A 21,753-nucleotide genomic window follows, 5' to 3' on the forward strand; every position below is an offset into this window, starting at 1 on the left:
TCCCTATAGTTTCCCATATCGAATCGATTTTGTATCAAAAAAAGCCATCGCAGCGACTGCGATGACTCATCTTCTCATAACTGAGATACGCGGGACTCGAACCCGCGACAACTTGATTAAAAGTCAAGTGCTCTACCACCTGAGCTAGTATCCCATCTTTCTTTCTCTAAAAGACGAGCAAAGCTCTTTTTAGATAAAAGAAAAATGCCTTGGACCGGAATCGAACCAGTGACATAAGGATTTTCAGTCCTCCGCTCTACCAACTGAGCTACCAAGGCATGGATTGCGGGGACAGGATTTGAACCTGCGACCTCCGGGTTATGAGCCCGACGAGCTTCCGGACTGCTCTACCCCGCGACAGTATGTGATGTGTCTCCACACCAATTTGTAAGTTCACAGTCGAAACTGTGGAGTGGGGGAAAGTGGATTCGAACCACTGAAGGCAGTGCCAGCAGATTTACAGTCTGTCCCCTTTGGCCACTCGGGAATTCCCCCATATTGTTTGGTCTGATACCAAAGCCGATGATCGGACTCGAACCGATAACCTGCTGATTACAAATCAGCTGCTCTGCCATTGAGCCACATCGGCACGACATACATTGGTTTGGTAAATGGGACCTACAGGGCTCGAACCTGTGACCCTCTGCTTGTAAGGCAGATGCTCTCCCAGCTGAGCTAAGATCCCAAACTGTTTGTATCAAACCTAGCGACCCGAAACGGACTTGAACCGTCGACCTCCGCCGTGACAGGGCGGCGCTCTAACCAACTGAGCCATCGGGCCATCTTTACACCCTGAAAACCGCACACAGAATTTTTATCTATTCATCTCTTTTCCCAAACCCTTTGGTTAAACCCTCGACCGATTAGTAAGAGTCAGCTGAACGTGTCGCCACGCTTACACCTCTCTCCTATCTACCTTGTCGTCTTCAAGGGGTCTTACCGCTTTCGCATGAGATATCCCATCTTGAGGGGGGCTTCACGCTTAGATGCCTTCAGCGTTTATCCCGTCCCGACTTGGCTACCCGGCCATGGGGTTGCTCCCCAACCGGTGCACCAGTGGTCAGTCCATCCCGGTCCTCTCGTACTAAGGACAGCTCCTCTCAGATATCTTACGCCCGCGCCGGATAGGGACCGAACTGTCTCACGACGTTCTGAACCCAGCTCGCGTACCGCTTTAATGGGCGAACAGCCCAACCCTTGGGACCGACTTCAGCCCCAGGATGCGATGAGCCGACATCGAGGTGCCAAACCACTCCGTCGATGTGAACTCTTGGGAGTGATAAGCCTGTTATCCCCAGGGTAGCTTTTATCCGTTGAGCGATGGCAATCCCACTTTATACCACCGGATCACTAAGTCCTACTTTCGTACCTGCTCCACCCGTCGGTGTCGCAGTCAAGCTCCCTTCTGCCTTTGCGCTCTTCGAATGGTTTCCAACCATTCTGAGGGAACCTTTGAGCGCCTCCGATACTCTTTCGGAGGCGACCGCCCCAGTCAAACTCCCCACCTGACATTGTCCCCCATCCGGATTACGGATGTAGGTTAGAAATCCAGTGCCACAGGGGTGGTATCCCAACAGCGGCTCCGAAAAGACTGGCGTCCTTCCTTCTTAGCCTCCCACCTATCCTGTACGAGTAACACCGAATCCCGGTATCAAGCTGGAGTAAAGCTCCATGGGGTCTTTCCGTCCTGGCGCAGGTCACCAGCATCTTCACTGGTACTTCAATTTCACCGGGTGCATTGTTGAGACAGCGCTCAAATCATTACGCCTTTCGTGCGGGTCGGAACTTACCCGACAAGGAATTTCGCTACCTTAGGACCGTTATAGTTACGGCCGCCGTTTACTGGGGCTTAAATTCAAAGCTTCGCTTGCGCTAACCTCTCCTCTTAACCTTCCAGCACCGGGCAGGCGTCAGCCCATATACCTCACCTTACGGTTTCGCATAGACCTGTGTTTTTGCTAAACAGTTGCTTGAGCCTTTTCTCTGCGGCTGCATCTCTGCAGCACCCCTTCTCCCGAAGTTACGGGGTCATTTTGCCGAGTTCCTTAACAATGCTTCTCCCGCCGGCCTTAGGATTCTCTCCTCATCCACCTGTGTCGGTTTGCGGTACGGGCTGACATGATACAATAGCGGCTTTTCTCGACAGTCCCTCCACCGGCTTCGCTACTTATATTTCGCTCCCTATCACGCTTTCGGATTGTATGGCGGATTTGCCTACCACACTCCTAGCTTCGCTTCGCCCGGTCTTTGCTCTCCCGGGTCCGGTTTCGTTCCTGTGTCCCCACAGTTCTGATCATGTCAGGTGCAGGAATATGAACCTGCTGTCCATCGACTACGGATCTCTCCCTCGCCTTAGGTCCCGACTTACCCAGGGCAGATCAGCTTTACCCTGGAATCCTTGGATATTCGGCCATGATGATTCTCACATCATTCTCGCTACTCATTCCGGCATTCTCTCTTCTCAGAACTCCACGCTTCCTTACGGTAACGCTTCGGCACTCTGAGATTGCTCCTCTACCAATGTATTGCTACATTCCTAAGCTTCGGTATCGTGTTTTAGCCCCGGAAATTTTCGGCGCAGGACCTCTCGACTAGTGAGCTATTACGCACTCTTTGAATGTGTGGCTGCTTCTAAGCCAACATCCTAGCTGTCTTCGAAATCCCACATCCTTTTCCACTTAACACGTATTTTGGGACCTTAGCTGTAGGTCTGGGCTCTTTCCCTTTTGACTGTCCAACTTATCTCGTACAGTCTGACTCCCGACCATCATCAGTGCGGCATTCGCAGTTTGATATCCCTTGGTAGGCTTTGACGCCCCCTCAGGAATTCAGTGCTCTACCTCCGTCTGACTAAGTCGAGGCTAGCCCTAAAGCTATTTCGAGGAGAACCAGCTATCTCCGGGTTCGATTGGAATTTCTCCCCTATCCACACCTCATCACCACCCTTTTCAACGGATGTGTGTTCGGTCCTCCATTCCCTTTTACGGGAACTTCAACCTGGACATGGATAGATCACCCGGTTTCGGGTCTGCCGATGCTGACTGTAAGCCCTGTTAAGACTCGGTTTCCCTTCGGCTCCGGACCTGTAGTCCTTAACCTTGCCAGCACCGGCAACTCGCCGGACCGTTCTACAAAAAGTACGCGGTTGTGCGTTCATGTATCGCACTTCCACTGCATGTAAACATAGGGTTTCAGGTTCTTTTTCACTCCCCTCCCGGGGTCCTTTTCACCTTTCCTTCACAGTACTATGCACTATCGGTCACTAAGTAGTATTTAGCCTTAGGGGGTGGTCCCCCCGTATTCCCACAAGGTTTCACGTGTCTCGTGGTACTCTGGATCCTGCCGAGTTTTGAATCGTTTTCCCGTACGGGGCTTTCACCCTCTGTGGCGGACTTTTCCAAAGTCCTTCCGGTAACCATTCAATTCCCTTACGCAGTCCGAACCCCGCGGTGCACGCACCGCGGTTTGGGCTCTTCCGTGTTCGCTCGCCACTACTTACGGAATCACTGTTGTTTTCTCTTCCTCCGCCTACTTAGATGTTTCAGTTCAGCGGGTTCCCGGCTGTACGCTATGGATTTACGCACAGTCACTGCAGGTCTTCTGCAGTAGGTTTCCCCATTCGGAAATCTGCGGATCAATAGATATTTGCTCTTCCCCGCAGCTTATCGCAGCTTATCACGTCCTTCATCGGCTCTTAGTGCCAAGGCATCCGCCCTACGCTCTTTTCTGTTTAACCTCTTACATGTTCTCTAGCGTAAGAACATGCGGGTTGGTCAACTCTGCTCTCACAGAGTTACGTATTATTTACATTATAGACGCGACTCTCGTCACATCTATCGGATACGACTTTCGTCGTATCACCTCGGATGTCTAGATATTCTTAATTGAATATTCATTCTGTATGCGATTTTCAAGGTGCAAAATGGAGATGGAGAGATTCGAACTCTTGACCCCCTGCTTGCAAGGCAGGTGCTCTCCCAACTGAGCTACACCCCCATAATAATCCGGCGCCCGCCTATTCTCCCATGCCGTTACCAGCATAGTACCTTCGGCCGTCTTCCTCTTAACCGTCGTGTTCGGGATGGGAACGGGTGTTTCAAGAAGACGCATCGACACCGGAAATCCGGTTGAACCTTTGATCAAAAACCAGACAGCACAAACAACCCTTACTTCTTCCTTAGAAAGGAGGTGATCCAGCCGCACCTTCCGATACGGCTACCTTGTTACGACTTCACCCCAGTTATCCGCCCCGCCTTCGGCAGCTCCCTCCTTGCGGTTGGGTCACTGACTTCGGGCGTTGCTGACTCCCATGGTGTGACGGGCGGTGTGTACAAGACCCGGGAACGTATTCACCGCGACATGCTGATTCGCGATTACTAGCAATTCCGGCTTCGTGCAGTCGAGTTGCAGACTGCAGTCCGAACTGAGACGTTATTTTTGAGCTTTGCTTAAACTCGCGTTCTCGCTTCTCTTTGTTAACGCCATTGTAGCACGTGTGTTGCCCAAATCATAAGGGGCATGATGATTTGACGTCATCCCCGCCTTCCTCCCGGTTATCCCGGGCAGTCTCGCCGGAGTGCCCAGCTTTACCTGCTGGCTACCGGCAATAGGGGTTGCGCTCGTTGCGGGACTTAACCCAACATCTCACGACACGAGCTGACGACAACCATGCACCACCTGTCACTCCTGTCCCGAAGGAAAGCACCCATTACGGTGCGGTCAGAAGGATGTCAAGATTTGGTAAGGTTCTTCGCGTTGCTTCGAATTAAACCACATGCTCCACTGCTTGTGCGGGTCCCCGTCAATTCCTTTGAGTTTCATTCTTGCGAACGTACTCCCCAGGTGGAATACTTATTGCGTTTGCGACGGCACCGATGCCCTTGGGGCACCAACACCTAGTATTCATCGTTTACCGCGTGGACTACCAGGGTATCTAATCCTGTTTGCTCCCCACGCCTTCGAGCCTCAACGTCAGTTTTCGTCCAGCAGGCCGCCTTCGCCACCGGTGTTCTTCCTAATATCTACGCATTTCACCGCTACACTAGGAATTCCGCCTGCCCCTCCGATACTCAAGTCGCACAGTTTCCAAAGCAGTCCCGTGGTTAAGCCTCGGGATTTCACTTCAGACTTGCGCAACCGTCTGCGCTCCCTTTACACCCAGTAAATCCGGATAACGCTTGCCCCCTACGTATTACCGCGGCTGCTGGCACGTAGTTAGCCGGGGCTTCTTACTCAGGTACCGTCATTTTCTTCCCTGCTGATAGAGCTTTACATACCGAAGTACTTCTTCACTCACGCGGCGTCGCTGCATCAGGGTTTCCCCCATTGTGCAATATTCCCCACTGCTGCCTCCCGTAGGAGTTTGGGCCGTGTCTCAGTCCCAATGTGGCCGGTCATCCTCTCAGATCGGCTATCGATCGTCGCTTTGGTGGGCCGTTACCCCGCCAACTGGCTAATCGAACGCGGGTCCATCTCATACCACCGGAGTTTTTACCCCCGCACCATGCGGTGCTGTGGTCTTATGCGGTATTAACAGTCGTTTCCAACTGTTATCCCCCTGTATGAGGCAGGTTACCCACGCGTTACTCACCCGTCCGCCACTCGAAATGAAGGCTTCCGCCCGAAGGTTTCCATCTCCATTTCTCGTTCGACTTGCATGTGTTAAGCACGCCGCCAGCGTTCATCCTGAGCCAGGATCGAACTCTCAATTTAAAGTTTGTTCGTTCCGGTCAAAATAACGTTGGTCTTTCTCAGTTATTTTACCCGTTATTACTTGGTTTGGTTCTTTTTTGAAATTCTTTTGGAAGCTCACGAACACATTTGAAAAATGTCCGCAAGCCCTCTGTTTTCACAGAGATTTCAGGGTTGTTTGTACTGTCTGATCTTTGATTTTCAAGGTTCTGTAGGTTGTCGGCCTTTTCAGGCGCAACTCCCTTACTTTATCACTTTGAATTTCCTCTGTCAACACTTTTTTAAAAGCATTTTCATTCGGAAATTCGAGCGGAGAAAGAGGGATTTGAACCCTCGCGCCGGTATTACCCGACCTACCCCCTTAGCAGGGGGGCCTCTTCGGCCTCTTGAGTATTTCTCCAGAAACGAATTGCTACGCCATTATAACGGATGTTTTTACCATCTGTCAACGGATAAAAGCCATTTTTTCGAATCTTTTTCAGGCTTTATTTCCCGGGCGCAGCAATTTGTTTTGTTCTTCAATATCTTGTTGTTTCTTATTTGTTGCTTTCTATATCTTCACTGTCCTCGCCGGATTCCGCGTCGCCCTCATTCTCCTGTACGGCACTCATGCTCTCTTTTACCATTGCGATTCCGGCGATTCTGATTTCTTCTTCACCGTCCCGCTCAATGTTCATGAGTTTCACACCGGACGCAAGACGTCCGTACTTGGAAATATCACCGACCGAAATCCGTATCATGACACCGGTATTCGTAATCAGCAGCATCTCCTGATCTTCCCGAACCAGCTTCGCACCGATCAGGAGTCCCGTCTTATCCGTCAGTTTATGGCAGAGGTTACCGTAGCCGCCGCGGTTCTGGGCGTGGAACTCCGTGAGTTCCGTCCGCTTACCCATACCGTAGGCCGTGACTGTCAAAAGTTCTTCGCCCTGCGCCGTAAACTGCATTGCGACGACCGCATCGCCCTCGCGGAGTGCAATGCCCTTGACACCGTAGGAATTTCTTCCTGTGACACGGACTGTCTCCTCGGAGAAGAGTATACTCTGTCCGTTTTGTGTCACCAGGAGTACATCTTCCGTACCGCGGCTCGCCTTGACACCGATGAGTTCATCCTCCTCGCGGAGCGCGATTGCCGCAAGTCCGTTACTCCGAACATTCATATAGGCGCTGAGCTCGGTTTTCTTGACCATGCCCTGTTTGGTCGCCATAAAGAGGTACTTGGTCTCGCTCTTCTTCCGATAGGAAATCATAGCCGTGACTTTTTCATCCGGCTGCAACTGCAGGAGATTTACGATTGCCGTACCGCGCGCCGTTCGGCTCGCATCCGGAATCTGATACACCTTGAGTCGATACAATCTTCCCTTGTTGGTGAAGAAATCAATCGGACGGTGCGTCGTGGTCATCAGAAGATCGATGATGAAATCGTCTTCTATGGTCTGCATTCCGCGTATTCCCTTGCCGCCGCGCGCCTGATTTCGGAAGAAATCCGGATTCATGCGTTTGATGTAGCCGCGGTTTGTCATTGCGACAACAACAACTTCATCCGGGATCAAGTCCTCTGCCTCCATCTCATCGCTGATGCCGAAGCCGGTTCTTCTGTCGTCCCCGTACTTTTCCGCGACCAGATCCATCTCTTCTTTGATGACGGCGAGCAACTTCTTTTCATCCTCGAGTATGCTCTTAAAGTAAGCTATTTTCCGCTCAAGTTCCTGATACTCGGCCTCGAGCTTTTCTCTCTCCAAACCGGTCAGAGCGCGAAGACGCATGTCCACAATGGCCTGGGCCTGAACATCGGTGAGTGCAAAACGCTCCATTAAGCTCTGTTTTGCAAGTGCCACGCTGCGGCTCTCACGTATGATACGTATCACTTCGTCGATGTGATCGAGTGCTATCAGGAGACCCTTTAAGATGTGCGCTCTCTCTTCCGCGCGGTTTAAGTCATACTTGGTTCTCCGCGTCACCACATCCTTCTGGTGCTCAAGGTAGTGCTCCAGCATTTGCAAGAGATTCAGAACTCTGGGCTCGTTGTTGACCAGCGCGAGCATAATGACACCGAAGGTATCCTCAAGCTGGGTGTGCTTTAAGAGCCGGTTCAACACAATCTGCGGATTGACGTCTTTTCTGAGCTCAATGACAATGCGCATGCCCTCTCGGTTTGACTCATCCCGAAGATCCGTAATTCCGTCCACACGCTTATCGCGCACCAAATCCGCAATCTTCTCTATGAGTCTCGCCTTATTGACCAGATAGGGGAGCTCCGTCACCACGATGCGATGCTTTCCGTTCTGCATCGGCTCAATATTGGTCACGGCGCGAACACGAATTTTTCCTCTTCCGGTCCGATAGGCCTCCAGTACACCGCTCTTTCCGAGTATGGTGGCTCCGGTCGGAAAGTCCGGTCCCTTGACGAGAGAGATGACTTCATCCAGTGTTGTCTCCCGGTCCGCAATCTTATTCTCGATAAGACAATCGACCGCAGACACCACTTCCCGCAAATTGTGCGGCGGAATATTGGTCGCCATACCGACCGCAATGCCCTGGGCACCGTTGATTAGTAAATTCGGATAGCGGCTCGGCAAGACCACAGGTTCCTGTTCGGTCTCATCAAAGTTCGGAACAAAATCCACCGTGTCCTTATTGATGTCCGCAATCATCTCCATCGCAATCTTGGAGAGGCGCGCCTCCGTGTAACGCATCGCCGCAGCGCCGTCGCCGTCTATGGAACCGAAGTTTCCGTGTCCGTCGACCAGGCAATTTCGCATGGCCCATTCCTGGGCCATATTGACGAGTGCCCCGTAAATCGACGAGTCACCGTGCGGGTGATACTTACCCATGGTGTCACCGACAATACGCGCGCATTTTCTGTGGGCTTTGTCCGGTCCATTGTTCAATTCAAACATGGAGAACAGGATGCGACGCTGCACCGGCTTTAAGCCGTCTCGCACATCCGGCAACGCGCGCGCCGCAATGACGGACATCGCATAGTCGATATACGACTTCTCCATTGTTTTTTTCAGATCAACTTCTTTGATCTGATCAAATACATTCGGTTCCATCCATAGCCCCCGTTTCGTCAAATATCAAGATTTGTCACGTACTTCGCATTGTTTTCGATGAATTCCCGGCGCGGTTCCACCTGATCTCCCATTAAGGTCGTGAAGGTGAGTTCCAGTTCCGAGCGGGCATCTTCATCCATACTCACACGAAGCAACACGCGCCGCTCCGGATCCATTGTAGTCTCCCAAAGCTGCTCCGCATCCATCTCGCCGAGTCCCTTGTAGCGCTGAATCTTGTTGCTATCGTCTCTACCGACTTCCTGCAAAATTCGATTCAACTCCTCGTCGGAGTATGCGTACCAGATGCGCTTATTTTTCTCCAGCTTATAAAGCGGCGGCTGTGCGAGATACACATAGCCCTCCTGAATGAGTTGCGGCATATAGCGGTAGATGAAGGTGAGCATCAGGGTCGCAATGTGCGCACCGTCCACATCGGCATCCGTCATGATGATGATTTTGTGATAGCGCAGTTTGGAGATATCGAAATCCTCATGGATTCCGGCGCCGAAAGCGGTAATCATCGCCTTAATTTCCGCATTTCCGTAGACGCGATCCATTCTCGCCTTCTCTACATTCAGGATTTTACCGCGGAGAGGCAGAATAGCCTGGGTCTTTCGATCGCGTGCGGTCTTCGCCGAACCGCCTGCCGAATCTCCCTCGACAATGAAAATTTCGCATTCCTCCGGATCCTTACTCGAGCAATCCGCCAACTTTCCGGGCAGCGCCATGCCGTCCAATGCGGATTTTCTGCGCGTTAAGTCGCGTGCCTTTCTCGCTGCCGCCCGCGCATGCTGCGCGAGTATGGCCTTGTCGCAAATTTGCTTTGCAATCGCCGGATTCTGCTCCAAAAAATAAGTGAGCTGCTCACTCAGCACAGAACTCACCGCACCGGTGACCTCGGAGTTCCCGAGCTTTTGCTTGGTCTGACCCTCAAACTGCGGATTTTCAACTTTGACGGAAACAATGGCCGTGAGTCCCTCTCGCAGATCCTCACCGGTCAAATTTTCATCGCTCTCTTTGAGTAACTTTCTGGTCCGCGCATAGTCGTTAAAGGTCTTTGTGATCGCATTCTTAAAGCCGGTCAGGTGAGTTCCGCCCTCCGGTGTGTTTATGTTATTCACGAATGTGAATATATTTTCATTGTAGCTATCGTTATGTTGCATAGCTACCTCGACCATTACGCCTTCCCGCTTTTCTTCACAGGAAATGACCTGATCGTAGAGCACATTTTTACCGCGATTTAAATACTGCACAAATTCACGTATTCCGCCCTCGAAGTGAAAGCTCTCGCTCTTTCCCTCTTCACGTTCATCCGTCAGAGTGATTTTCAGATTTTTGGTCAGAAAAGCTGTCTCTCTGAGGCGTACACGCAGCGTCTCATAGTCATAAACCGTGGTCTCGAAAATCTCGGAATCCGGCATAAAGTGAACGACCGTACCGTGTAAATCCGGACTGACTTCACGCACCACATGCAGGGGAACCGTTGTTTTTCCGCGCGCAAACTCCTCTTCATAGCATTTTCCGTTCCGGTAGACCTGAACCTTGAGCCGGACAGAGAGCGCATTCACCACGGACGCACCGACACCGTGAAGACCGCCGGATACTTTATATCCGCCGCCGCCGAACTTTCCGCCCGCATGCAAAACCGTAAACACCACTTCGATTGCCGGAATTCCCAGTTTCTTTTGAATATCGACGGGAATTCCTCTTCCGTTGTCCTTGACTGTCACGGAATTGTCGCGATGTACCGTCACTTCAATCTCGCTGCAGTAACCTGCCAATGCCTCATCGACGGAATTATCCACAATTTCGTACACGAGATGATGCAGTCCCCGCGAAGAGGTCGAACCGATGTACATGCCCGGTCTCTTCCGAACTGCTTCCAGACCTTCCAGAACCTGTATTTGGTCTGCGTTGTATTCTTCACTCATGCACTTTCCTCCTCCGTAACCTCTGTTACCGTTCCCATCTTTACCAAAAATTTTTTGGAAATCTGAAAACCATCCTGCAACAAGTTATCCATACCGGTGCTTGTAAGCACGGTTTGTACTTCCCGTATGCTCTTTAAGAGTTGCTTTTGCCTGTCCGTATCAAGCTCCGAGAGCACATCATCCAGTAAAAAAACCGGATTTTCACCGCTCTCTCTCTGCATGAGCGCAAACTCCGACAGTTTCACAGCAAGCGCCGCAGATCTCTGTTGCCCTTGGGAACCGAATTTTCGGAGATCCATTTCCTCGCCCTGTCCTTGACGCAAATAGAACGCAATGTCATCGCGATGCGGTCCGACCGAAGTCGCTTTTTGCCGAAGATCGAATTCACGGCTCCGTTGCAGCGACGCCGCGTAGCGCTCTTCCGTGATATTGGGCTCATAGCAGAGACGAAGCGCCTCCTTTTGTCCCGTGAGAGAAGCGTATTTTTCCACACAGATTTCATTCAACTGTTCCAGAAAAACCGCACGACTCTGCATCAGCGCAATTCCGGCTGCGACCAACTGTTCATCCCAGAGATCCAGGGTTTCCATCAATTCCGAACGGAAGGAGAGCTCTTTTAAGAGCTTGTTTCGCTGCAACAAGGCGCGATTATAGTTCAGCAGTTCTTTGACATAGCGTCGATTAAGTTGACATAATTCCATGTCCAGAAAACGACGCCGCTCCGCGGGACCGCTCTTAATCAAGTTCAGATCTTCCGGAGAAAAAACTACCATTTTCACCGTACCGAAGAGCTCACTGGCACGACGAAGCGGAATTCCGTCCACCGCAATTCCCTTACTGCCGTTTTTTCTGAGATGAATGTCAATGCGCCGCGGAATATCTCTGCTCCGAACCAAGAGTTTAATGTGCGCCTCGTTCTCTCCGAAGCGTATCATTTCCCGGTCCTTGCCGGCGCGCTGAGATTTTGCACCGGCACAGTAGTAGAGCGCCTCCAAGAGATTGGTCTTTCCCTGCGCGTTGTCCCCGTAGAGCAAATTACTCCCCGGCGAAAAGATGAACTTTCCGTTTCGGTAATTTCTGAAATTCTCAAGCTCCAACGATTCGATAATCATGCCCGTCAAAGGAGAAGCAATCTCCCGGATGCAACTTACGGCCGCGGCGTTCTTCGACTTCTCCGTTTACGGAGACCTCTCCGCCCTGAATTGCATACTTCGCATCGGAACCCAGATCGCAGGCCCCCGAGAGTTTCAGTGCCTGATCCAGTTTAATAAAAGCGTCTTTGATTTTTACTTCCTTCACGTCTTCTTCCTTCTTCGCCTTAGGCGACAAAATTGACCGGCAAAATCAAATAGACAAAGCTGTCATGCTCATCCCTGAGGAAACAGGGAGATTTTGCGTTGGTGAAGTAGAGGGTCACGGTCTCGTCATCGATGGCGCGGAGCGCGTCCATCAGAAATTTCGGATTGAAGGCAATCAGCAGATCGTTTCCGCTCTTTTCACAGGGCACTTCACCGTCCATCGATCCGTAGGAGGACTTCACCTTCAGCTGAAGCTTCCCATCCCGGATATCCAGAACGATAGGCTTATGATCGCTCTCCTTGATCAGGATGGTTGCGCGATCAATGTTGCCGAGGAACTTCACACGATTGATTTCGACTCTGGTCACATAGTCTTTCGAGAGCATATGCTCAATCTTGAAGTACTCGCCGTCAATCAAACGCGAAAGCACCAGGGTCCCGTCAAAGGAAAAGAGCACATGGTTCTTCGAAAAGAAGAGCTCTACCTCTTTTTCGTTGTCATCCTCCATGATTTTGCTGATTTCATTCATGGTCTTACCGGGGATGATTGCGTGAAAATCTTCCTCGCCCTCACGGAGGGTCATATTTCTCACCGCGACACGGTGGCCGTCGAGCGCCACAAAAGTTGCGACTCGTCCCTTGATATTGACAAACTCACCGCCCATCATCTTATTGCTGTCGTTCAAGGCCGCGGCAAAGATGGTTTTACGAATGACTTCCTTGAGTGTGAACTGACTGAGGCGCAGGCTATGTTCCCGCTCTATCTGCGGGAGATAAGAAAACTCTTCGCCGTCTCTGCCCGGAATTGTAAAGAGGACATCGCTGCAAGAAATCTTCGTCGTGAAATTCGCTTCCGTCTCAATGTTTACGAGTTCATCTCCGCCTTCCAGTTTACGAATGATATCACCGACCAGTCTGGCATCGAGCGCTACCTTTCCCTTTTCCCGGATGATGCCCTCTACTTCGGTCGAAATTCCGAATTCGGAGTCATTGGCAATCAGGGTCACCTTGTCTTCCGACGCGTCAAATAAGATGCAACTTAAAATGGGGTTTGTCGTTCGGGTCGGAATTGCTCTGGAAACAATTCCCAAAGCGGCTGTGAGTTTTTCTTTGTTGAACGCGAGCTTCATAGAGCCGTCCTCTCTTTCATTTTATCCCGTAATCATAATAATAGGGGCTGTGAGTATGTGAGCATCCACCGTAAAGCCGCTTCCCGTAAGCTTTTTCCGCTTGAACAAGAGGGTGGATAGCCCGCTTTTCGGGTACATTCCGCTGTGAATTACTGTGCAGAAATCTTCTTCTTCAGGACGTCCACGGTACCGGCGAGATCCTTATTGTCCGTGATATCTGAGGATATCTTTCGAATTGCATAGAGCACCGTGGTGTGATCCTTACCGCCGAAGCTTGCACCGATTTGCTGCAGAGCCGCATCGGTCATCTCGCGGCAGAGATACATGCCGATCTGTCTTGCGGTCGCAAGTTCTCGGGTTCGCTTGTTTCCGATGAGATCCGCTTCGGAAAATCCGTAGTGTTCCGCGACAATCTGAATAATGAACTGCGGCGTGATTTCTTGATGAACATTGGGATCTATGATATCCCGGAGTACCTTTTGTGCGAGCTCCAAATTGACTTCCATGTGGTTCAGCTTGCCGAAGGCGACAATCTTTGTCAGAGATCCTTCGAGCTCTCGGATATTGCTGCGCACATTCGAGGCAATGTATTGGATGACGTCGTTGTCGACGTTGATGTGGTCCAGTTCCTCGCGCTTTCTCAAAATCGCCATGCGCGTCTCATAGTCCGGCGGCTGGATGTCCACGGTCAAGCCCCACTCGAAGCGGGAGCGCAGACGATCTTCCAAGGTCACGAGTTCTCTCGGCGGTTTATCTGAAGATATAATGATATGCTTTTTAGCGCCGTGCAGGGCATTGAAGGTGTGGAAGAACTCCTCCTGAGTTCTGTCCTTTCCTATTATAAATTGAATATCGTCAATCAAGAGAACATCGATGTGGCGGTACTTTTCACGGAATTCGGTCGTCGTGTAGTTATTTTTGCTCCGGATGGCCTCAATGAGTTCGTTGGTAAAGGATTCACTGGTCACATACTGTACCTTGGCACTCGGATTATGCTGTAGTACAAAATGTGCGATGGACTGCATCAAATGCGTTTTTCCGAGTCCCACGCCGCCGTAGATAAAGAGAGGGTTATAGATGCCTCCGGGATTTTCGGCAACCGCAAGGGAAGCGGCATGCGCGAGATTATTGTTTTTACCGACGACAAAGGTATCGAAGGTATAGCGCGGATCCAGTTTTACCGTGGAAAACGGAGTCAGACCTACAGGCGATATATGCGGCTGATTCGAAACGGGCGTTTCGCTTTCTCCGCCGTAAAACATAAGTGTGCAGGGAATTCCGGTAATTTGATCGATGGCGGTCTCGATGACTTGTGTGTAATGCGTCGACATGAAGGCCTGGAAGCCGGAATTCGGGGCACTGTTTTCTTTTCCCGTGACTTCAACGTAAAAGAGAGCCCTTCCGTCTTCGTCAAGCGTCAGATGGTGGGGCTTCAACGGAGCAATCCACATCTCATAGGATAACTCTGTCGTAACTTTTTTGTTTTTTACGTAATCCTGTATTTCCGTCCAATGATCCGCGATGGTTTGGAACGCTGCGTTTTGCTCCATAATGAAAGACTCCTTTGCCGCGTTTTGGGATAAGTCGATCTCAGTATAGCAAAAAGAGAGGACAATCTCAATGAAATCAAAAACGGCCTTGTGGATAAGTCTGTGGGAACAGCGTGGGAAGCTTGTGATTGTGTGCGGATAACGGTGTAAATTCGGGTTAACCGTAATTGTGAAGTCACAGCTGTGGATGAGATTTGCCTGTTGTTATTCGCATTTCCACAGCTTAAAACACGGCATAAAGAGCCGAAGGGAGGAAAAAGCGGTGTGAAAAGAAGAAGTTATCAACGAGTTACTCACAAAATGTGAATAACATTATGTAAAGTTGAAAAACCATGCTTGGTTTTTGTATACAATGAGTTATCCACAAAAAGTTGTTGAAAATCTGGATAAGTATGAGAGGGGTTAAAATTTATCCACAGAATGACGGTACAAATTGTTGAAATCCAAATTCAATATTTTGTAAGCTACAGAAGCGCTTATTTTATCTGCGAATATGCTTAAAATGCGAGCTTGAAAGTTCTTGACGAAAAAGGCACAGTTCCGTATAATAAGCAGGAATATTCCCATGTTTGCGTGATATCTCCGGAAGCTGCTTCCTATAGGAGCTGTGAGATCAAAGTCAGTTGGGAAAATGCTAGGAAGTGAGGAGGTGTTCTGACAATGAGAAAGGGTACAATGACATTCCAGCCTCATAATGCGCAGAAGTTTCGTGTACACGGTTTCCGTGCGCGCATGGCGACGAAGGGCGGAAGAAAAGTTCTGGCTGCCAGAAGAGCAAAGGGCAGAGCGAGACTGACAGTTTAAAATTTGATCGGCATTCGCGTCGAAGAACAATGGGGTTGTCTGACGACGACCCCTTTCTTTTTCGCTTTGTCCGAAGGCCGGGAAACATACGAATGCAAAGGATTGAGAAAGAATGAGACGCTTTCCGTCGATCAAGGATAACTGTGAGTTTCGGAAAATTTATGAGGAAGGCAGAACCAGAGCGGACCGTAATCTGGTTCTCTATGTTCGTCCGCGTACCGCAGGAGAACCGCGTATCGGTATCAGCGCGTCAAAAAAAATCGGAAACAGTGTCGTTCGACATCGTGTGACAAGGCTGCTGCGAGAGGCTTTTCGTCTGCATCGCAGTGCACTTTCCGTATCCTGTGATTTGGTTTTTGTTGTGCGAAAGGATGGCGCAATGCAGGGATACCATGCCATTGAAGCTTCTTTTTTGAAGCTTTGTCGGGCGCAGGGTATATTAGAGGAGCAAAAATGATAAAACAAATTATGCTCTGCTTGATTCGATTTTATCGAAGAGCACTCTCTCCCTATAAGTGGCGCTGTCATTGCAGGTTTTATCCGACCTGCTCGCAGTATGCGCTGGAGGCAATTGAAAAGTACGGTGCATGGAAGGGCGGAAAAATGGCACTCTTCCGTATTTTGCGTTGTAATCCCTTTTCAAAGGGCGGATATGACCCGGTTCCGTAAAATTGAAGTAATAGGAGGCAAGCCTTGGAGCTTATTTTTTTGACAAAGTCATCCGCGCCGATTATCGGTCAGGTCGCTTACGTCCTTGGAATGATCATGGACGCACTGTTCCGCTTCACGAGTCAGTTCGGCATTACGAACATAGGACTCAGCATTATTCTCTTTACCGTCATCACGAACCTTTTAATGTGGCCTCTTACGGTTTCACAGCAGAAGTCCTCGAAGTTGATGAGTGTTATGCAGCCGGAACTGCAGGCAGTTCAGAAAAAGTATAAGGGAAAGACAGATCAGGTTTCGATGGCGCGCATGCAGGCAGAGACGCGCGCAGTCTATCAAAAGTACGGAACGAGCATGAGCGGCAGCTGCCTCTTCCTACTGATTCAGATGCCGATACTCTTCGGTCTCTACCAGGTTATCTATAAGATTCCGGGCTATGTCCCTTCCGTTTACCGGGTATTTGAGAGCATTGCAACGCCGGTCATGCAGCAGGGAAATTTTGTGAGCACGTTGAGCGAAATCGCACCGAAGGTAAAACCGGTGCTGACGGATACCTCTGCGGTACAGAATGTCATCGATTTCCTCTATAAGTTTACTCCTGCGCAGTGGAATAGCCTTGAGCAGGCTTATCCGGCACTGGCATCGGTTATTTCCGCAGGTTCCGCAGAGATTGCGAAGATGAACTACTTCCTCGGCGTCAATCTTGCGACACCGCCGTTCCAGGGCATTAACAGTCCGAATCTCGCATGGATTATTCCCTTCCTTTCTGCGGGTATACAGTGGTACTCCGCAAAACTCATGACCGCCGGCACGAAGAACAATAAGGCCAAGGTCGATGAAGACAATATGATGGCGCAGCAGATGCAGAGTATGAACACGATGATGCCCGTCATGTCGCTCTTCTTCTGCTTCACCCTTCCGGCAGGTATCGGTATTTACTGGGTTGCCAGCGGACTTTGCCGTATGCTTCAGCAGCTCGTGATCAACGCGCAGCTCAGCAAGATGGATGTCGATGAGATTGTAAGAAAGAATACGGAAAAGGCAAACGAGAAGGCGATACGCGAGGGAAAGAATCCGGCTCTCGTAAAGAGCAACTCGGATCGTCTGCTTCGCGAAGTTAAGCGCCAAGAGGAAGCGGAGAAGAACGAAGAAGAGCGTCAGCGTCAGCGCACCGAGAGAACGATAAAGCAAGTCGAAGATTCGACGGCATACTATCAGAAGAATGCCAAGCCGGGGTCGCTTGCTTCCAAGGCAAATATGGTTGCGATGTACGATGAGCGCGTTGCAAACAAACGCAAAAACAAAGGTAAAAACGTCGATCTTGCAGGCGGAGAGAAGGACAATGAAGACTGAAGTCACTGTGACAGGAAAGACCTATGATGAGGCACTCACCAAGGCTCTTCTGGAGCTCGAGACGACAAGCGATCGCTTAGAAGTCTCTGTTGTGGAACAGGGAAGCAGCGGTTTGCTCGGTTTTATCGGAAGTAAGCCCTGGAAACTTCACGCAGTCATTAAGACAGCCGAGCAGCAGGAAGAAAAGCTGCCGGATCAGGCGGAAAATTGCGCGGAAGTCTGTGAAGAGGCAGCTCCCGCTGAGCCGGTCATTGTAACACCGGTTCCCGAAATTGAGCCTGCAAAGCCGCAGGAAAGCGAAGAAAAGCCGCTGCAGACGACAAACAAAACGCTTGCGGCAGCAAGGCCGGAAAAGAAAGTGCAGGATGCGACCATCCCAACATCCTTGGAAAACGGAAAAAAGGCCGGCATCGCCTTCCTGCAAGAACTCTTTGAAACGCTAAAGCTTGAGGCGGAAATCGATACGCAGATCAGAGCGCAGGAAAAAACCGTTATTTTTCACGTGAAGGGTGAGAACCTGGGAGCTTTGATCGGAAAGCGCGGTCAGACTCTGGATGCGTTGCAGTATCTGGTGAGTCATGTTGTCAACAAAAAACAGGAGCCGTTTCTCCGCATTAAGCTGGACATCGGTTCCTATCGGGAAAAGCAGGAAAATAAGTTGAGGGCTTTTGCCAGAAATGCAGCGCGCCGTGTCAAGCAGAGCGGTAAGCCCTACGCGCTGGATCCGATGACGCCGAATGAGAGACGTATCATTCATGCCGCCTTGCAGCGTGATCGCTATGTGACCACACATTCCGAGGGCGAGGGTGAACAGCGCCATGTTGTCATCACGCTTCAGAAGGATGGAGACAGGCAGAAAAAAGAGGGGTCAATCAAATAAGTGCGAAAAGCTGCCGGCAAACCATATGCTGGCAGCTTTTTGATTTGTCTTATCTTGGAAGGGAAAGGGATGGTTTTGAGAGAGGAACGAGAAACCGTTGCGGCCATTGCCACTGCTCTCGGCGAAGGAGGAATCGGTATTATTCGCATCAGCGGTGAAAAAGCGTTTGAAATTGCGGATGCGGTGTTGGATCGCCCGATTTCGGGAGCGCCGGGGTACAGCATGCATTATCGTCATGTGCGGGATAACGGAGAAGTGTTGGATGAAGTATTGGCGAGCGTATTTCGCGCACCGCACAGTTTTACGGGAGAGGACAGCGTGGAAATCAATTGCCACGGAGGTCTTTTTCTCTTACAACGGGTCTTGGATGCTGTCCTCCGTGCAGGTGCCCGTCCGTCGGAGCCGGGAGAATTTTCAAAGCGCGCTTTTTTAAACGGGAGAATCGATCTCGCGCAGGCAGAGGCTGTCATGGATTTAATCGGCGCAAAAAATGAATATGCTCTGCAGGCAGCGATGAACCAGCTGGACGGAAGACTCTCCGATAAAATGCGGGCACTGCGCTCGGATATTCTGGATGAAATCGCTTGGATTGAGGCGGCTCTGGATGATCCGGAAAACTACGATTTGGAAGGATACCCGGAGCTGCTTTCCGCACGCATTGCGACGATGCTCGCTTCTTTGGAAGAGTTGCTTCAGAGCGCGGATGACGGGCGCCTTTTTCGAGAGGGAATTCCGACTGTCATACTCGGCTTGCCGAATGCCGGAAAATCGTCGCTCATGAACCTGCTCACGCAGAACGATGCGGCCATCGTGACGGATATTGCAGGTACCACGCGGGATATTCTGACAGAACAGGTAAGACTCGGGAAACTCTTACTCACGCTCTCCGATACGGCGGGAATTCGTGAGAGCGAAGACCAAATCGAGAGAATCGGCGTGGAACGTGCCAGAAAAGCTGCCGAAGCGGCAGAACTGCTGTTGCTTGTTTTGGACGGCTCCAAACCGCTCAGCGAGGAAGAAAAGGAACTCCTCTCCTATGCGGGCAAACGGCGAAGCATTCTGCTTCTCAACAAGGCCGACCTGGGACAGCGTATCGACGAGAGAGAGTTGCTTAGCGTATACGGTCCCGGAAAGATACTGCGTTTTTCGACAAAAACCGGGGAGGGACTTGCCTCCTTGGAAGAGACAGTCACGGAACTCTTCTTTGAAGGTGTTTTTGACAATAGGAACGAGGTACTTTCCGTCAATGCGCGTCACAAAGAGGTGCTCAGAGAGGCCATCGAGAGTCTTCGCAATGTGCAGGCATCCGTCGCTGCGGGTATGCCGGAAGATTTCTTCTCGATTGATTTGAGCGCGGCCTACCGCGCGCTCGGAACCATTACCGGAGACAGCGTTGAGGACGATGTCATCAACCGCATTTTTGAAAAGTTTTGCACGGGAAAGTAAGTGTGTGATGATAGAAGAGAGATATGATGTAATTGTGGTCGGAGCCGGTCATGCGGGCTGCGAGGCGGCATTGGCGGCAGCGCGTTTGGGGATGAAGACAATTATCTTTACCGTCAGCGTTGACTCCATTGCCCTGATGCCCTGTAATCCGAACATCGGAGGTACTTCCAAGGGGCATTTGGTCCGGGAACTCGATGCGCTGGGCGGTGAGATGGGACATGTGATTGATAAGACCTTTATCCAGTCGCGCATGCTCAACGAGTCAAAAGGACCTGCGGTTCATTCGCTGCGCGCGCAGGCGGATAAACAGGCTTATATCGCGGAAATGCGCCGTGTACTGGAGAGAAACCCACAGATTACGATACGGCAGGCAGAGATATCCACAATTTTAACCGAAGATGCTGTGGATAAACTGGGGAAAAGACGCTGCATCGGTGTAAAAACCGTCTCGGGAAGCCACTACTATGCCGGGGCTGTCGTATTGGCAACCGGTGTTTATCTCAACGCGCGCTGTGTTTTCGGCGAAGTCAGCGAAGAAACAGGACCGAACGGGCTCAAGGCAGCCACAAAATTAACGGCTTCTCTTCTCTCACTCGGCATTGAGATGCGCCGCTTTAAGACCGGAACGCCGGCGCGGGTCGACGGGAAAACGCTTGATTACTCCAAGATGCAGGAACAAAAGGGAGATGTCCCTGTGGTCCCCTTTTCCTTTGATACCGATCCGGACACGGTACAGCGGGAACAGGTGAGCTGCTGGCTCACGCATACGGGCAGTGAAGTCAAGCGACTGATTGAGGAGAACATCGATCGTTCGCCGCTTTACAACGGCAGTATTCAAGGAACCGGCCCCCGTTACTGCCCCTCGATTGAAGATAAGGTGATGAAATTTCCGGACAAAGAGGGACATCAAATTTTTGTTGAGCCGGAGGGCCTCTATACCGATGAAATGTATCTCGGCGGTATGTCCTCTTCTCTTCCCGAGGATGTTCAGTATGCGGTAATACACGCGACGCCCGGTCTTGAAAACGCGGTCATCGTACGCAATGCCTATGCCATTGAATACGATTGCATCGATGCGAGACAGTTGACGGCGAGTCTTGCGTTCAAGGAAATTCCGGCTCTTTTTGCAGCCGGACAAATCAACGGAAGCTCGGGCTACGAAGAGGCTGCGGCCCAGGGTTTGGTTGCCGGAATCAATGCCGCACGTCTGATTCAAAAGAAGGAACCCTTTGTTTTGGACCGCTCGGAGGCCTACATCGGTGTTCTGATCGACGACCTTGTGACCAAGGAGAGCCATGAACCCTATCGCATGATGACCTCCCGCTCGGAGTACCGCCTGCTGCTCCGCCAAGACAATGCGGATCTTCGCCTCTCGGAACGCGGGTACGAGCTGGGATTGGTCGGTGAAGAAAAGATACAGAGACTTAGGCTTAAGCGAAGCGGAATCGAAGCTGAGCGAAAACGTCTTATGGCAACACATATCGGTGCGAGTGCCGCGAACAATGAGCTGCTTCAAAAATTAAATTCCACACCGCTGAAGACCGGAATTTCTCTCGCGGAGCTTATTAAGCGGCCGGAACTGAATTATGAGTTGATTGCCCCCTTGGACACGGAACGCCCGGAATTACCGCACTCTGTGTGCGAGCAGGTGAACATAGAATTGAAATACGAGGGTTATATTCGTCGCCAGGAACAGCAGGTGAAACAATTCAAACGCTTGGAACATAAACTGCTGCCGGAAGATTTGGACTATGAGTCCGTAGGAAGTCTGCGCCTCGAAGCGGTGCAAAAGCTAAAGGCGCTGAAACCGAGATCCATAGGACAGGCTTCCCGCATTTCCGGTGTCTCACCTGCGGATATCTCGGTTTTGCTGGTCTGGTTGGAGGCCAATAAACATAGAACAGGAGGAGGCATATGACGCTTGAAGCGTTGAACGAGTTTGTCCGTG

At 50.8% G+C, this 21,753-nt stretch carries 13 protein-coding genes, 9 tRNA genes and 3 rRNA genes; 7 read left to right on the forward strand and 18 right to left on the reverse strand.

Annotation, left to right across the window (positions count from 1 at the left end; genetic code table 11):
* Positions 1-81: 81 nt before the first annotated feature.
* The 18 genes from QU660_RS09325 to dnaA form a co-directional block, all read right to left on the reverse strand.
* Positions 82-154: transfer RNA gene (locus QU660_RS09325), tRNA-Lys, on the reverse strand.
* A 51-nt stretch (positions 155-205) separates the two neighbouring features.
* A tRNA-Phe gene (locus QU660_RS09330) sits at positions 206-278 on the reverse strand.
* A gap of 5 nt (positions 279-283) precedes the next feature.
* Positions 284-357 (reverse strand) — tRNA-Met (locus QU660_RS09335).
* Between the two features lie 56 nt (positions 358-413).
* Positions 414-495 (reverse strand) — tRNA-Tyr (locus tag QU660_RS09340).
* A gap of 22 nt (positions 496-517) precedes the next feature.
* Positions 518-589: transfer RNA gene (locus tag QU660_RS09345), tRNA-Thr, on the reverse strand.
* 23 nt (positions 590-612) lie between these two features.
* Positions 613-685: transfer RNA gene (locus QU660_RS09350), tRNA-Val, on the reverse strand.
* 22 nt (positions 686-707) lie between these two features.
* A tRNA-Asp gene (locus tag QU660_RS09355) sits at positions 708-781 on the reverse strand.
* A gap of 62 nt (positions 782-843) precedes the next feature.
* Positions 844-3,736: ribosomal RNA gene (locus tag QU660_RS09360) — 23S ribosomal RNA — on the reverse strand.
* Positions 3,737-3,923: 187 nt separating this feature from the next.
* Positions 3,924-3,996, reverse strand: a tRNA-Ala gene (locus QU660_RS09365).
* A 6-nt stretch (positions 3,997-4,002) separates the two neighbouring features.
* A 5S ribosomal RNA gene (rrf, locus tag QU660_RS09370) occupies positions 4,003-4,120 on the reverse strand.
* A gap of 61 nt (positions 4,121-4,181) precedes the next feature.
* A 16S ribosomal RNA gene (locus QU660_RS09375) occupies positions 4,182-5,712 on the reverse strand.
* Together the 16S, 23S and 5S rRNA genes with 9 tRNA genes alongside form the textbook arrangement of a ribosomal RNA operon.
* Positions 5,713-6,001: 289 nt before the next feature.
* Positions 6,002-6,091: transfer RNA gene (locus QU660_RS09380), tRNA-Ser, on the reverse strand.
* 136 nt (positions 6,092-6,227) lie between these two features.
* Entirely contained in the window at positions 6,228-8,747 is a 2,520-nt protein-coding gene (gene gyrA / locus QU660_RS09385; RefSeq protein WP_304946239.1) for a DNA gyrase subunit A, read from the reverse strand.
* Positions 8,748-8,764: 17 nt separating this feature from the next.
* The gene (gene gyrB, locus QU660_RS09390; RefSeq protein WP_304946240.1) at positions 8,765-10,678 is read right to left on the reverse strand and encodes a DNA topoisomerase (ATP-hydrolyzing) subunit B; all 1,914 of its coding nucleotides are present in this window, start codon (positions 10,676-10,678) and stop codon (positions 8,765-8,767) included.
* Positions 10,675-11,790: a DNA replication/repair protein RecF gene (gene recF / locus QU660_RS09395; protein WP_304946241.1), complete on the reverse strand. Its 1,116-nt coding sequence runs from the start codon at positions 11,788-11,790 to the stop codon at positions 10,675-10,677. The genes gyrB and recF overlap by 4 nt, the downstream gene beginning before the upstream one ends.
* Complete coding sequence (locus QU660_RS09400; RefSeq protein WP_304946242.1) at positions 11,765-11,977, reverse strand: RNA-binding S4 domain-containing protein; 213 nt, start codon at positions 11,975-11,977, stop codon at positions 11,765-11,767. Before QU660_RS09400 ends, recF begins: the two co-directional genes overlap by 26 nt.
* Before the next feature lie 19 nt (positions 11,978-11,996).
* Positions 11,997-13,106, reverse strand: a complete 1,110-nt coding sequence (dnaN, locus tag QU660_RS09405) for a DNA polymerase III subunit beta (protein WP_304946243.1) — start codon at positions 13,104-13,106, stop codon at positions 11,997-11,999.
* 149 nt (positions 13,107-13,255) lie between these two features.
* The gene (gene dnaA, locus QU660_RS09410) at positions 13,256-14,656 is read right to left on the reverse strand and encodes a chromosomal replication initiator protein DnaA (protein ID WP_304946244.1); all 1,401 of its coding nucleotides are present in this window, start codon (positions 14,654-14,656) and stop codon (positions 13,256-13,258) included.
* A gap of 660 nt (positions 14,657-15,316) precedes the next feature.
* On the opposite strand from dnaA, the gene rpmH reads away from it, so the two are divergent.
* The 7 genes from rpmH (at position 15,317) to mnmG (ending at position 21,723) form a co-directional block, all read left to right on the forward strand.
* Entirely contained in the window at positions 15,317-15,460 is a 144-nt protein-coding gene (rpmH, locus tag QU660_RS09415) for a 50S ribosomal protein L34 (RefSeq protein ID WP_040799566.1), read from the forward strand.
* A gap of 112 nt (positions 15,461-15,572) precedes the next feature.
* On the forward strand, positions 15,573-15,917 hold the full coding sequence (gene rnpA, locus QU660_RS09915; protein WP_443027768.1) for a ribonuclease P protein component: 345 nt from the start codon (positions 15,573-15,575) through the stop codon (positions 15,915-15,917).
* Positions 15,917-16,129, forward strand: coding sequence for a membrane protein insertion efficiency factor YidD (gene yidD / locus QU660_RS09420; RefSeq protein ID WP_304947248.1), 213 nt, complete (start codon positions 15,917-15,919; stop codon positions 16,127-16,129). The genes rnpA and yidD overlap by 1 nt, the downstream gene beginning before the upstream one ends.
* 24 nt (positions 16,130-16,153) lie before the next feature.
* On the forward strand, positions 16,154-17,479 hold the full coding sequence (locus tag QU660_RS09425; RefSeq protein ID WP_304946245.1) for a YidC/Oxa1 family membrane protein insertase: 1,326 nt from the start codon (positions 16,154-16,156) through the stop codon (positions 17,477-17,479).
* A complete protein-coding gene (gene jag, locus QU660_RS09430; protein WP_304946246.1) occupies positions 17,469-18,359 on the forward strand; it encodes an RNA-binding cell elongation regulator Jag/EloR in 891 nt (296 codons plus the stop codon). The genes QU660_RS09425 and jag overlap by 11 nt, the downstream gene beginning before the upstream one ends.
* A 69-nt stretch (positions 18,360-18,428) precedes the next feature.
* On the forward strand, positions 18,429-19,805 hold the full coding sequence (mnmE, locus tag QU660_RS09435; RefSeq protein WP_304946247.1) for a tRNA uridine-5-carboxymethylaminomethyl(34) synthesis GTPase MnmE: 1,377 nt from the start codon (positions 18,429-18,431) through the stop codon (positions 19,803-19,805).
* A 7-nt stretch (positions 19,806-19,812) separates the two neighbouring features.
* Positions 19,813-21,723 (forward strand): tRNA uridine-5-carboxymethylaminomethyl(34) synthesis enzyme MnmG, encoded by a 1,911-nt coding sequence (gene mnmG, locus QU660_RS09440; protein WP_304946248.1) that lies wholly within the window; start codon positions 19,813-19,815, stop codon positions 21,721-21,723.
* Positions 21,724-21,753: the final 30 nt, after the last annotated feature.

It is taken from the genome of Stomatobaculum sp. F0698 (genome assembly GCF_030644385.1).
Taxonomy (GTDB): domain Bacteria; phylum Bacillota; class Clostridia; order Lachnospirales; family Lachnospiraceae; genus Moryella.

Bases quoted from the DNA above. Each gene is read 5' to 3' on its own strand.
- gyrA (WP_304946239.1), bottom strand. From the start codon at position 8,747: ATGGAACCGAATGTATTTGATCAGATCAAAGAAGTTGATCTGAAAAAA.
- gyrB (WP_304946240.1), bottom strand. From the start codon at position 10,678: ATGAGTGAAGAATACAACGCAGACCAAATACAGGTTCTGGAAGGTCTG.
- recF (WP_304946241.1), bottom strand. From the start codon at position 11,790: ATGATTATCGAATCGTTGGAGCTTGAGAATTTCAGAAATTACCGAAAC.
- dnaN (WP_304946243.1), bottom strand. From the start codon at position 13,106: ATGAAGCTCGCGTTCAACAAAGAAAAACTCACAGCCGCTTTGGGAATT.
- dnaA (WP_304946244.1), bottom strand. From the start codon at position 14,656: ATGGAGCAAAACGCAGCGTTCCAAACCATCGCGGATCATTGGACGGAA.
- rpmH (WP_040799566.1), top strand. From the start codon at position 15,317: ATGAGAAAGGGTACAATGACATTCCAGCCTCATAATGCGCAGAAGTTT.
- rnpA (WP_443027768.1), top strand. From the start codon at position 15,573: ATGAGACGCTTTCCGTCGATCAAGGATAACTGTGAGTTTCGGAAAATT.
- jag (WP_304946246.1), top strand. From the start codon at position 17,469: ATGAAGACTGAAGTCACTGTGACAGGAAAGACCTATGATGAGGCACTC.
- mnmE (WP_304946247.1), top strand. From the start codon at position 18,429: ATGGTTTTGAGAGAGGAACGAGAAACCGTTGCGGCCATTGCCACTGCT.
- mnmG (WP_304946248.1), top strand. From the start codon at position 19,813: ATGATAGAAGAGAGATATGATGTAATTGTGGTCGGAGCCGGTCATGCG.